General features: G+C 53.7%; 8 protein-coding genes and 1 pseudogene. 5 read left to right on the forward strand and 4 right to left on the reverse strand.

Going from position 1 to position 13427, the window contains the following annotated elements:
• Nucleotide 1 precedes the first annotated feature (1 nt).
• Nucleotides 2–586, reverse strand: coding sequence for a nucleotidyltransferase family protein (locus ACUTQ5_RS14025; protein ID WP_445651765.1), 585 nt, complete (start codon nucleotides 584–586; stop codon nucleotides 2–4).
• A gap of 203 nt (nucleotides 587–789) precedes the next feature.
• Between ACUTQ5_RS14025 and ACUTQ5_RS14030 the strand changes: the two are divergent.
• A pseudogene (locus tag ACUTQ5_RS14030) lies at nucleotides 790–1022 on the forward strand (hypothetical protein); the annotation flags it as partial.
• 22 nt (nucleotides 1023–1044) lie between these two features.
• Here the strand turns inward: ACUTQ5_RS14030 and ACUTQ5_RS14035 are convergent.
• From ACUTQ5_RS14035 to ACUTQ5_RS14045, 3 genes are all read right to left on the reverse strand, one after another.
• The gene (locus ACUTQ5_RS14035; protein WP_445651766.1) at nucleotides 1045–1995 is read right to left on the reverse strand and encodes a glycoside hydrolase family 43 protein; all 951 of its coding nucleotides are present in this window, start codon (nucleotides 1993–1995) and stop codon (nucleotides 1045–1047) included.
• 10 nt (nucleotides 1996–2005) lie between these two features.
• Nucleotides 2006–3406 carry a glycoside-pentoside-hexuronide (GPH):cation symporter gene (locus tag ACUTQ5_RS14040; RefSeq protein WP_445651767.1) on the reverse strand — a complete coding sequence of 467 codons (1401 nt, stop codon included), beginning with the start codon at nucleotides 3404–3406 and terminating at the stop codon, nucleotides 2006–2008.
• 195 nt (nucleotides 3407–3601) lie between these two features.
• Entirely contained in the window at nucleotides 3602–4984 is a 1383-nt protein-coding gene (locus tag ACUTQ5_RS14045) for an amino acid permease (protein ID WP_445651768.1), read from the reverse strand.
• Between the two features lie 632 nt (nucleotides 4985–5616).
• Between ACUTQ5_RS14045 and pdhR the strand changes: the two genes are divergently transcribed.
• The 4 genes from pdhR to lpdA all read left to right on the forward strand — a co-directional run bounded on the left by pdhR (nucleotide 5617) and on the right by lpdA (nucleotide 12879).
• Nucleotides 5617–6381: a pyruvate dehydrogenase complex transcriptional repressor PdhR gene (pdhR, locus tag ACUTQ5_RS14050; protein WP_445651769.1), complete on the forward strand. Its 765-nt coding sequence runs from the start codon at nucleotides 5617–5619 to the stop codon at nucleotides 6379–6381.
• Between the two features lie 170 nt (nucleotides 6382–6551).
• Nucleotides 6552–9215, forward strand: coding sequence for a pyruvate dehydrogenase (acetyl-transferring), homodimeric type (gene aceE, locus ACUTQ5_RS14055; protein WP_445651770.1), 2664 nt, complete (start codon nucleotides 6552–6554; stop codon nucleotides 9213–9215).
• Nucleotides 9216–9228: 13 nt separating this feature from the next.
• Nucleotides 9229–11097, forward strand: a complete 1869-nt coding sequence (gene aceF / locus ACUTQ5_RS14060) for a pyruvate dehydrogenase complex dihydrolipoyllysine-residue acetyltransferase (RefSeq protein ID WP_445651771.1) — start codon at nucleotides 9229–9231, stop codon at nucleotides 11095–11097.
• Between the two features lie 357 nt (nucleotides 11098–11454).
• Nucleotides 11455–12879, forward strand: coding sequence for a dihydrolipoyl dehydrogenase (gene lpdA, locus ACUTQ5_RS14065; protein ID WP_012146711.1), 1425 nt, complete (start codon nucleotides 11455–11457; stop codon nucleotides 12877–12879).
• The last annotated feature ends 548 nt before the right edge of the window (nucleotides 12880–13427 follow it).

Here is a 13427-nt window from a genome sequence, read left to right on the forward strand (position 1 = left end):
TTTACTCGCTGACCGGTAGCTGTGACGGAAGATCAATATCCTGCACCACCTCGGACGTTTCAAGAGGAAGCAGGAACACCGACTGCCCTTTAAGCAGTTCACGTGCGCCATTATCACCGCGCAATTGGCCCAGTTGTTTGCGCAAAATGGCGGAAAACCCGACCGGATGGCCCGGCTGCTGCTGGAAAACGGGGCGAACGATGGCATGTTGCTGTAGAGCGGCCGCTACCTGCTGGAAAACCGTCGGTGTAACGAAGGGCATATCCGCTAAGTGGATCAGCCAGCCTTGCCAGTGCGGGGTGGCGTTAACGCCGACGGCGATGGATTCCCCGAGGCCAGAGCTTGCCAGCAGTGTGACCGGAACCTGATAGGCCGTGCAGACCTGCTGCACCTGGAGATTATCCGGCCGGGTGACTACCCATACCGGCAAACCAGAGGCCAGTACCTGACGCAGCGTTTGTTCAAATACGGAACGTTGCTGGCCGGAGTCGTCTGCAAACCCGGCATTTAATTTATTGCCTTCGCCACCGGCCTGAGAGAAACGCTCCCCACGTCCGGCAGCGGCGATCACTATGCCCGCTGTCATGTTACCCGCCCGAATTTGTGCAACTTATTATTACCTTACTAAAAATATGTGTTCTTGAAATGTGTTTTTCTTGAAAACAGCATGTTAATAATCACATAATTTTGGTTATAAGCATATGTTTATGACGTCTACGGCAAGGTCGTCAGCGTTTGCGCAACACCACCGCTGAATACAAAAATACAATAAGAAGCAAAGGACTTTTTATGAGCAACTTTAACCCCCGTCGCGGCGCCGCTTTATCAAAAGCGCCGTGATTGCGGGGGGCTCCGTATACCTCGCGCCACTGTACAGTCGTGCCTACGCCGCGCTGTTTGAGCAAAGAATCCTTCAGTCTCCTAACTGGGATGCCCATGAAAAGCGTATTCGCTTTCGCATCGATGGCCGCGCCAAGGTGATGGGGCAGAAGGTGTTCGCCCGTGATATGCCGCACTGGCCGTAACAGCAGACGCACGCTTTTATTAACGATTATCTGCCGGGGGCTCACCCAATACCGGCATTCCTTCCTCATCCCATTCCAGCGGTTTAATTCGTGTATGACGATTCGGGTCATAGAGCGGATCCCCCTCGATCTCCGTGTAATTGCGCGCATGGTAAACCAAGATATCTCGCCCCTGTTCATCCAGGGTAAAGCTATTGTGCCCAGGGCCGAACTGGCGGTTTTTTACACTGGTGCGAAACACGGGCTGGTCGAGCTTATGCCATTGGGCGGCATCGGTAATGTCGCTGTCGATATCGGCCCACAGCAGACCGAGGCAATAATTCTCGTCGGTCGCGCTGGCGGAGTAGCTGATAAATATTCTTTGGCCATGGGTGATCACCGCCGGCCCTTCATTGACCGAGAACCCGACGGTTTCCCAAGGGAGTTCCGGTTGGCTGAGCATCACCGGTCGGCCCTTCAGCGTCCAGGGATCCTCCATCTCGGCCAGATACAGGTTGGAGTTGCCAGGGATCGCCGGATCCTTCTGCGCCCAGAGATAATAGTGTTTGCCACGATGCTCGAAGTGGGTGGCGTCGAGGGCGAAGCTGTCGATATGGGTGTAAATTCGGCCTTTTTCCACCCAATCCCCGGTCAGTGGGTTGGCTGCACTGCATTCCAGGGCAAACATTCGGTGCTGGAACAGGCCACCGGCAATCTCCGGGCTATGGGCTGCGGCGAAATATAAATACCATTTGCCGTTAATAAAGTGCAGTTCCGGCGCCCAGATTAAATGGCTCATTGGTCCCAGTTGTGGTTTTCGCCACACCACCGTCGGGCTGGCTTGTGCCAGTTCGCTGAGGCTACGCGCGCGCCGAAGTTCCAACCGGTCATATTCCGGCACCGAGGCGGTGAAGTAGTAGTAGCCATCGCTGTGGCGCAGAACAAATGGATCGGCCCGCTGTTCAATCAAGGGATTAGGGTAGTCGCGCATCGCAGGCTCCTTACGGGGTTCGGGTTTTTAGTTGCGGCTCAGAGTAGTCGGTTAGCTCGCGGTAATTAATGCGTCGCTTTTCCAGATCGATCTGGATCTGACGCATCAGTTGGCGATCAACCTTCAGCAGGAGTACCACGCCGGCCGTGATCAGATATCCGATTCCGGGGATCACGGTGAACAACAGCACGATGCTGTTAAGTGCGCCGGCGCTTTGGCTGGCCGCATCCGCCTGATAGCCGGACAGCGACATCAGGAAGCCCACCATGGCACCGGCCACCGCCAGCCCGACTTTAAGGAAGAACAGATTGCCGGAAAAACTGATGCCGGTGATGCGCTTGCCTGTTTTCCATTCGCCGTAATCGTCCACGTCGGCCATTAACGACCAGTGCAGCGGCGAAGGGATTTGATGCAGGATATTCAGCAGGAAATAGGCGGCGACGATCAGCGCAGTGAACTGAGGGTTGAGGAAATAAAAGCCGCACGAATACGCCGCCAGCACAATATTGGTCCAGAAAAACACTTTCAGTTTGCAGAAGCGATCGGTCAAGGGCTTGGCCAACGCGCTGCCAATCATCATGCCGACGACGCCCAGCGCGATAAACAGACTGGCGAAGGAGGCGGATTGTTGCATGACGTAAGTGATGTAATACATGGTGGCGGCCATGCGGATAAAACCGGGGCAGACGTTGCAAAATGTCAGCAGCAGAATGCGTACCCACTGGTCGTTTTTCCACACGTCTCTCAGATCGGATTTAAGGGCGTCATGGGTTGGCACTGCCGGACGTATGCGTTCTTTAACTGTGGCAAAGCAGAACAGAAACATGAACAGGGCAATCAGTGCCAGTACTCCCATTGCCATCTGATAGCCACGCGACTTGTTTGCGCCGCCAAACCATTCGGCCATTGGCAACAGCGTCAGGGACAGGATCAGGGTCGCAATGCCGACCAGGATAAAGCGATAGGACTGACAGGAGACCCGTTCGTGCGGATCGGCGGTTATCACGCCGCCCAGCGAACAGTAGGGGATATTGATCGCCGTGTAGGTCAGCGACATCAAGAAGTAAGTGGCGAAGGCGTAGACCACCTTACTGTTGTAGCTCCATTCCGGCGTTGTAAACATCAAAACGCTGAATAATACATACGGCAGGGAGATCCACAGCAACCAAGGGCGAAAGCGACCCCAACGACTTTGGGTACGATCGGCTATGGCACCCATGATCGGATCGGTAATGGCATCCAGCACGCGAACTGACAGTAGCAGCACGCCGACCAATGCGGGAGTCAGACCGTAGATATCGGTATAGAAATAGTTGAGAAATAGCATAATGGCTCCGCCGATCATGTTGCAGCCGGCATCTCCCATGCCGTAGCCAATCTTTTCTTTTATTGATAGGGCGTTGCTCTTCATGGACATTTTCTCCGCACCGGCAAAGTCTGACTGAGTGGCAACGATTATTGTCCCGGTTGGCGGCGAGTTATCAGAAGTGAATGGTTGTAGAGATGGACAAATCAACCATGGCGGGGAAACTGTGAGCCAGCTTGCAGAATGGAGAGGCAATAAAAAGGCCCAAAGTTTGCACTGTGGGCCTTGTTTTTGGGGCGGTTAGCTGCGGCCCGATGCGCTTACTGTACGCTGGCTACGCTGTTTAATGGCATAGCCAATGCCTAAAATGGCGACCCAAACCGGGATCAGCAATACCGAGATTTGAATGCCCGGCGTCAGGTACATAATCACCAGGATAGCGGCCATAAACACCAGGCACAGATAGTTGCTGAACGGATACCAGAAGGCTTTGAACTTCGGTTCAACGCCTTCGAGGTTCTTGGCTGCGCGGAACTTCAGGTGCGCCAGGCTGATCATCGCCCAGTTGATCACCAGTGCCGACACCACCAACGCCATCAGCAGTTCGAAGGCACGACCTGGGATCAGGTAGTTAATCAGTACGCAGAACGCCGTGGCAGTGGCGGAGACGGCAATCGCAATGACAGGTACGCCGCGACCATCGACTTTCAGCAGGCTTTTCGGCCCGTTGCCCTGTTTTGCCAGGCCGTACAGCATGCGGCTGTTGCAGTAGACGCAGCTGTTGTATACCGACAGCGCGGCGGTCAACACCACCACGTTCAGCACCGTTGCGACCAGATTGCTGTTCAGTGCGTGGAAGATCAGTACGAACGGGCTACCGCCTTCAACCACTTTGCCCCACGGGTACAGCGACAACAGAATGGTCAGTGAACCGATATAAAACAGCAGGATGCGGTAGATAACCTGGTTGGTCGCTTTGGGAATGCTCTTTTGCGGGTTGTCGGCTTCTGCCGCGGTGATGCCCACCAACTCCAGCCCACCGAACGAGAACATGATCACCGCCATCGCCATCACCAGCCCCATGACGCCGTTAGGGAAGAACCCGCCCTGCGCCCACAGATTGGTCACTGTGGCTTCCGGGCCGCCCATGCCGCTGAACAGCAGGTAGGCACCGAACACGATCATGCCGATAATCGCCACGACCTTGATGATGGCGAACCAGAACTCCATCTCGCCATACACCTTCACGTTCGCCAGGTTGATGGCATTAATCGCCAGGAAGAATACGGCTGCCGATACCCAGGTCGGGATCTCCGGCCACCAGTACTGCACATAGATCCCCACCGCAGTCAGTTCCGCCATGGCAACCAGGACGTACAGCACCCAGTAGTTCCAGCCGGAAGCGAAGCCAGCGAAGTTGCCCCAGTATTTATAGGCGAAGTGGCTAAAGGAACCGGCCACCGGTTCTTCGACCACCATTTCACCCAATTGGCGCATAATCAAAAATGCGATAAAGCCGCCAATGGCATAACCGAGAATGACCGAAGGGCCGGCCATTTTTATTGTTTGCGCGATCCCGAGAAATAGCCCGGTACCAATAGCGCCCCCCAGTGCAATAAGCTGAATATGGCGGTTTTTAAGGCCGCGTTTCAGCTGGTCGCCATCATGCTGTTGACCATCCATCAATGAAACCCTCTGTCGTTGCAGAATTACTCACATGCTGTAAAGCAGTGGTTACGATGTGTGTTTTGTTTTATTTACGGCGTTATATCTATTAATTCCACGGAGCCGCTACCGTTTGGCAAAGAATAATGTTATGTGCGCCAGTTTGCACCTGCTTTATGTGGTGAGTGATTAAGATTTCAGCAGTTTAGGAAACAAAATGCGGGTTGTGTGACGACAGGGGGGATTCAATGCATGAAATAAGCATTAACTCACATAATGCGCAAAAATAATTTAGCGCTGGCGGTTGGTCGGTGGCGAAATATTAACCGGCGAACGCACCTTTTGCGATGCAAATAGGTATTCGTTAAAGCTTAATAAACATGCAATAGAATTCTACTTTAGGGAGTTCAGTCTGCCTGATGGCAGGTTTCGCAAAAGTTAAATCAAAAACCTACCTCGTAAATGGTATTACCAAGCGCGCGTTGGCGGTTTGCAGCAGGTCTGGTATTGAGGTGTTAAAATGTGCGGGTAACCTGATTTCGAACAAGGCCCATATGGACAGGAGGTGAATACTTTGTTACTTTACCGTCACGTTTTTGAAATTGGTATTACCAATTGACTCCGCGCCATTCGCAGAGAAGAAATCACCCATGGCCTACAGCAAAATCCGCCAACCCAAGTTGTCAGACGTCATCGAGCAGCAGCTCGAACATCTGATCCTCGAGGGAACACTGCGTCCAGGTGAAAAACTGCCACCGGAGCGTGAACTGGCGAAACAATTTGATGTTTCCCGTCCTTCTCTGAGAGAGGCTATCCAGCGCCTGGAAGCGAAAGGGCTGCTCCTGCGCCGTCAGGGCGGTGGCACCTTTGTACAAACTAATCTGTGGCAGAGCTTTAGCGATCCGCTGGCTGAACTGCTGGCCGACCATCCTGAATCACAATTCGATCTGTTGGAAACCCGCCATGCCCTCGAAGGCATTGCTGCCTATTACGCGGCGTTGCGCGGTACCGACGAAGATCTGGCTCGCATCCGCGATTGCCATAGGCTGATTCAGCAGGCCCAGGACAGCGGTGATCTCGACGCCGAAGCCGACGCGGTCATGCAATACCAAATCGCCGTGACCGAAGCTGCCCACAACGTTGTGTTACTGCACCTGCTGCGCTGTATGGGGCCGATGCTGGAACAGAACGTACGCCAGAACTTTGAATTGCTCTACTCGCGCCGTGAGATGTTGGCAAAAGTGAGCAGCCACCGCGCCGGAATTTTTGAGGCGATTGTGGCACGCGAGCCAGAAAAAGCTCGTGAAGCTTCGCACCGCCATTTGGCGTTTATCGAGGAAATCTTGCTGGATCTCAGTCGGGAGCATACCCGACGCGAGAGATCGCTGCGGCGTCTCCAGCAACGCAAGGATTAAGAGCGGTTCTCTTCAGGGCACACCAGCCTGCGGGGTTTGCGTTCGAAGTGCTTAATTAAGCATTTAAGTAAGCGGCAACTAAACTGATGGGCCTGTCTTCGTGTGTTTTGTCTCAGAACACAGGAAGACAGGCTCCAAAACAAACCATTAGACAGATAAGGAATACCACCATGTCAGAACGTTTAAACAATGACGTGGATCCGATCGAAACCCGCGACTGGCTGCAGGCGATCGAATCGGTCATCCGTGAAGAGGGTGTTGAGCGAGCTCAGTTTCTGATTGATCAGGTTCTGGGTGAAGCCCGTAAAGGCGGTGTTAGCGTTGCAGCCGGTGCTGCGGCTCACAACTACGTCAACACCATCGCGGTGGAAGACGAACCTGCTTACCCTGGTAACCTGGATCTTGAGCGTCGTATCCGCAGCGCTATTCGCTGGAATGCGGTAATGACCGTTCTTCGTGCTTCCAAAAAAGATCTGGATCTGGGCGGCCACATGGCTTCCTTCCAATCTTCTGCGACCTTCTATGAAGTCTGCTTCAACCACTTCTTCCGTGCACGCACCGAACAAGATGGCGGCGATCTGGTTTACTTCCAGGGCCACATCTCTCCGGGCGTTTACGCACGTGCCTTCCTTGAAGGCCGCTTGACCGAAGACCAAATGAATAACTTCCGTCAGGAAGTTCACGGCAAAGGCCTGTCCTCTTACCCGCATCCTAAACTGATGCCGGAATTCTGGCAGTTCCCGACCGTTTCCATGGGCCTGGGCCCAATCAGCGCCATCTATCAAGCGAAGTTCCTGAAATATCTGGAACACCGTGGCCTGAAGAACACCTCTGCTCAAACCGTATACGCCTTCCTGGGCGATGGTGAGATGGATGAGCCGGAATCCAAGGGCGCGATCACCATCGCTACCCGTGAGAAGCTGGACAACCTGGTATTCGTTATCAACTGCAACCTGCAGCGTCTGGACGGCCCGGTCACCGGTAACGGCAAGATCATCAATGAGCTGGAAGGCATCTTCGCTGGCGCAGGTTGGCAGGTGCTGAAAGTGATCTGGGGTGGTCGTTGGGATGAACTGCTGCGTAAAGATACCAGCGGCAAGCTGATCCAACTGATGAACGAAACCCTGGACGGCGACTACCAGACCTTCAAATCCAAAGACGGCGCTTACGTACGTGAGCACTTCTTCGGTCGCTTCCCGGAAACGGCTGCGCTGGTCAAAGACATGACCGACGAAGAGATCTGGGCGCTGAACCGTGGCGGTCATGATCCGAAGAAAGTCTTTGCTGCACTGAAAAAAGCGCAGGACACCCAAGGCAAACCAACCGTTATCCTGGCCCATACCATCAAAGGTTACGGCATGGGTGAAACTGCGGAAGGTAAAAACATTGCTCACCAGGTGAAGAAAATGAACATGGAAGGGGTTTACCACTTCCGCGATCGTTTCAACGTGCCGGTTGCCGATGCTGACATCGAAAAACTGCCGTACGTCACCTTCGAGAAAGATTCCGAAGAGTACAAATATCTGCATGAACGCCGTCAGGCGCTGGCAGGCTATGTGCCGACCCGTATGCCGAAGTTCACCGAGAAGCTGGAAATGCCGGATCTGGCAGACTTCAGCTCCTTGCTGGAAGAGCAGAACAAAGAAATTTCTACCACTATCGCCTTCGTGCGTGCCCTGAACGTGATGCTGAAGAACAAGTCGATCAAAGATCGTCTGGTTCCAATCATTGCCGACGAAGCTCGTACCTTCGGGATGGAAGGTTTGTTCCGTCAGATCGGTATCTACAGCCCGAACGGCCAGCAGTACACCCCGCAGGACCGTGAGCAGGTGGCTTACTACAAAGAAGACGAGAAAGGCCAGATTCTGCAGGAAGGTATCAACGAACTGGGCGCAGCCTCTTCATGGTTGGCCGCAGCAACTTCCTACAGCACCAACAATCTGCCAATGATCCCGTTCTACATCTACTATTCGATGTTCGGTTTCCAGCGTATCGGTGACCTGTGCTGGGCCGCAGGCGACCAGCAGGCGCGCGGCTTCCTGGTAGGCGGTACTTCCGGCCGTACCACCCTGAACGGTGAAGGTCTGCAGCACGAAGACGGCCACAGTCACATCCAGTCTCTGACTATTCCTAACTGTATCTCTTACGATCCAGCTTACGCGTACGAAGTGGCAGTGATCATGCATGACGGTCTGGTTCGCATGTACGGTGACGCGCAAGAAAACGTCTACTACTACATCACTACGCTGAACGAAAACTACCACATGCCGGCTATGCCACAGGGTGCAGAAGAAGGTATCCGCAAAGGTATCTACAAGCTGGACACTCTGGCAGGCAGCAAAGGCAAGGTTCAGTTGCTGGGTTCAGGTTCTATCCTGCGCCACGTTCGTGATGCGGCGAAGATCCTGGCTGACGATTACGGCGTGGGTTCTGACATCTACAGCGTGACTTCCTTCACTGAACTGGCGCGTGATGGCCAGGATTGTGAGCGCTGGAACATGCTGCACCCAACCGAAACTCCGCGCGTACCTTACATCGCTCAGGTGATGAACGAAGCGCCGGCGGTTGCGTCTACCGACTACATGAAACTGTTCGCAGAACAGGTTCGTACTTACGTTCCAGCCAGCGACTATCGCGTTCTGGGTACTGACGGCTTCGGTCGTTCAGACAGCCGCGAAAACCTGCGCCACCACTTTGAAGTCGATGCTTCTTACGTTGTGGTTGCTGCACTGGGTGAACTGGCTAAACGCGGTGAAATTGAAGCTTCTGTGGTAGCTGATGCGATTAAGAAATTCGACATCAACCCAGAAAAAGTTAACCCGCGTCTGGCATAAGAGGTACTGAAGAATGTCTATCGAAATTAAAGTACCGGACATCGGTGCAGACGAAGTGGAAATCACCGAAATTCTGGTGAAAGTGGGCGATAAAGTTGAAGCTGAACAATCGCTGATCACCGTTGAAGGTGATAAAGCTTCCATGGAAGTCCCCTCCCCGCAGGCGGGTGTGGTTAAAGAAATCAAGGTTTCCGTCGGTGACAAAACCGAAACCGGCAAACTGCTGATGATCTTTGAAGCAGAAGGGGCCGCTGCTGCCCCAACTGCCAAGGCTGAAGAGCAACCGGCCGCAGCACCTGCTGCCGCTGCTGCCAAAGACGTTGCGGTACCGGACATCGGTGCTGACGAAGTTGAAGTGACCGAGATCCTGGTGAAAGTGGGCGACAAGGTGGAAGCCGAGCAGTCCCTGATCACCGTGGAAGGCGACAAGGCTTCTATGGAAGTCCCGGCACCGTTCGCGGGCACCGTGAAAGAGATCAAAATCGCCACCGGCGACAAAGTCACTACCGGTTCTCTGATCATGGTGTTTGAAGTGGCTGGCGCTGCTTCTGCTGCCGCTCCGGCTGCGGCACAAGCTCCGGCTGCCCCTGCGGCACCGGCGGCTTCTGCTGCCAAAGACGTTGCAGTACCGGACATCGGCGGCGACGAAGTAGAAGTGACCGAAGTGATGGTGAAAGTGGGCGATAAAGTTGCCGCTGAGCAGTCACTGATCACCGTTGAAGGTGACAAGGCTTCTATGGAGGTCCCGGCACCGTTCGCAGGTACCGTGAAAGAAATCAAAATCAGCGCCGGCGACAAAGTGAAAACCGGTTCCCTGATCATGGTCTTCGAAGTTGAAGGCGCTGCGCCTGCTGCCGCTCCGGCCCAAAAATCAGAAGCTGCACCGGCTCCGGCTGCAAGTTCTGCTCCGGCCCAACAGGCTGCACCGGCTGCCAAAGGCGAGTTCGCTGAGAACGCCGCTTATGTGCACGCAACCCCGGTAATCCGCCGTCTGGCGCGTGAATTCGGCGTAAACCTGGCGAAAGTGAAAGGCACCGGTCGTAAAGGCCGCATCCTGCGCGAAGACGTTCAGGCTTACGTGAAAGACGCGGTCAAACGTGCGGAAGCGGCTCCGGCTTCTGCTGCCGGTGGCGGTCTGCCAGGCATGCTGCCTTGGCCGAAAGTGGACTTCAGCAAGTTCGGTGAGATCGAAGAAGTCGAACTGGGTCGTATCCAGAAAATCTCTGGTGCCAACCTGAGCCGTAACTGGGTGATGATCCCGCACGTAACTCACTTCGACAAAACCGATATCACCGATCTGGAAGCTTTCCGCAAGCAACAGAACGAAGAAGCAGCCAAGCGTAAGCTGGACGTGAAGTTCACCCCGGTGGTGTTCATCATGAAAGCCGTTGCTGCTGCTCTGGAGCAGATGCCGCGCTTCAACAGCTCATTGTCCGAAGATGGACAGAAGCTGACGCTGAAAAAATACATCAACGTGGGTGTGGCGGTTGATACGCCAAACGGTCTGGTGGTTCCGGTGTTCAAGGATGTGAACAAGAAGAGCATCACTGAACTGTCCCGCGAACTGATGGCTATCTCTAAGAAAGCACGCGACGGTAAGTTGACTGCAGGCGAGATGCAGGGTGGTTGTTTCACCATCTCCAGCCTCGGTGGTATCGGGACAACCCACTTCGCACCGATTGTGAATGCACCGGAAGTGGCCATTCTGGGCGTCTCCAAGTCTGCTATGGAGCCGGTCTGGAACGGTAAAGAGTTCGTGCCGCGTCTGATGATGCCAATGTCGCTCTCCTTCGACCACCGTGTCATTGACGGTGCAGATGGTGCGCGCTTTATTACCATCATCAACAACATGCTGGCTGACATCCGCCGTATGGTGATGTAATGAAAAAAGGGCGCAGCATGCTGCGCCCTTATCACTTCTGTAGCAGTTTTGTCGGTTTTTGCACGACTCGACAAAATTGTTGAGACACGGGTCACTCGAACACGCTTTGCAGATTATTAACAATTCTGTAAACTGCTGGCGGTGTAAGCGTCCCGGTGGATGAAGGGCGTTATGAGATCGATTAGAAATATGCCCAATGGATTTCACGTTGCAGCTAGGCGGCAAGTTCGTGAATCCCCAGGAGCTTACTTGAGTAAGTGATTGGGGTGAGCAAATGAAGCCAACAACGCTGCAGCTTGAAAGACGAAGGGGATAAGATGACGTCTGACCCGCCGGACAAACAATTAAGAGGTCATGATGAGTACTGAAATTAAAACTCAGGTCGTGGTACTTGGGGCGGGCCCGGCAGGTTACTCTGCTGCCTTTCGTTGCGCTGACTTAGGTCTTGAAACCGTTCTGGTTGAACGTTATTCCACTCTGGGCGGGGTTTGCCTGAACGTGGGATGCATCCCTTCCAAAGCCCTGTTGCACGTTGCCAAAGTGATCGAAGAAGCCAAAGCCCTGGCCGAACACGGCATTGTTTTCGGCGAGCCGAAAACCGACATCGACAAAGTGCGCGTCTGGAAAGAAAAAGTCATCAATCAGCTGACCGGCGGTCTGGCTGGTATGGCTAAAGGCCGTAAAGTGAAAGTGGTTAACGGCCTGGGCAAGTTCACCGGCGCTAACACCCTGGTTGTGGAAGGCGAAAATGGCCCAACCACCATCAACTTCGACAATGCCATCATTGCCGCAGGTTCCCGTCCGATCCAACTGCCATTCATTCCTCATGAAGATCCACGCGTGTGGGACTCTACCGATGCACTGGAACTGAAAACTGTCCCAGAGCGTCTGCTGGTGATGGGCGGCGGTATCATCGGCCTGGAAATGGGCACCGTATACCATGCGCTGGGTTCACAGATCGACGTAGTAGAAATGTTTGACCAGGTGATCCCGGCGGCTGACAAAGACGTGGTGAAAGTCTTCACCAAACGCATCAGCAAGCAGTTCAACCTGATGCTGGAAACCAAAGTGACCGCGGTAGAAGCCAAAGAAGACGGCATCTACGTCACTATGGAAGGCAAAAAAGCGCCTGCAGAACCACAGCGTTACGACGCGGTGCTGGTGGCTATCGGTCGTGTGCCGAACGGCAAACTGCTGGAAGCGGGTAAAGCCGGTGTTGAAGTTGATGAACGTGGCTTCATCAACGTCGACAAACAACTGCGCACCAACGTGCCGCACATCTTCGCTATCGGCGATATCGTCGGTCAACCGATGTTGGCGCACAAAGGCGTGCATGAAGGCCACGTTGCCGCTGAAGTTATCGCCGGCATGAAGCACTATTTCGATCCGAAAGTGATCCCATCCATCGCGTACACCGAGCCGGAAGTTGCCTGGGTGGGGCTGACCGAGAAAGAAGCGAAAGAGAAAGGCATCAGCTACGAAACATCCACCTTCCCGTGGGCAGCTTCTGGCCGTGCTATCGCTTCCGATTGTGCAGACGGCATGACCAAACTGATCTTCGACAAAGAAACTCACCGTATCATCGGTGGCGCAATTGTCGGCACCAACGGCGGCGAGCTGCTGGGTGAGATCGGTCTGGCTATCGAGATGGGTTGCGACGCAGAAGACATCGCGCTGACTATCCATGCTCACCCAACCCTGCACGAATCCGTAGGTTTGGCGGCTGAGATCTACGAAGGCAGCATCACCGACTTGCCTAACCCGAAAGCCAAGAAGAAGTAATTCTGCTGGTTTGAAAGGGTAATAAGCGGCTCCTGTAAAGGGGCCGTTTTTTTATGGGTGGAATGCCCGGTGACCGGCTGCTAAACCGGCAGAACAGACCCAAGTTCAGGGTATATAAAAAAGCGCCGCCTTGCATCCTATGGTTGATTTTTTAACCAGATTTGCGCGCAATGTCTTTGCTCGGTAGCGCTTGTATCGTTCTATAACGATGTAAGAAATCCGTTTTGGTGCCTGCTAACACCGAACGGGTTCGAAAGAACCGTCTTTATGGCGGTTTTTTTGTGCCCGACCCCTGCCAATTTCCCTGAATACATTAATAACCATTGTAAAAGTATGGATTTTGTGTTGTGCTCATCCGGTTGAGATTTTTCTGGTTGCGTAACCCACCCAGGTCCGCCACTGCGGCCTAACAGTCGATTACGCTGTGGTCAACGATTCAGCAAAGATTTAATGTTGCTTTTATGTGAACGAATTAACAACCAATTCAAATCCTGATATGCTGGCTGGGCGGAACCGGGCGCTGTACTTTACAGTCCAGGATATCGACA

Source organism: Serratia sp. NA_112.1, assembly GCF_052691715.1.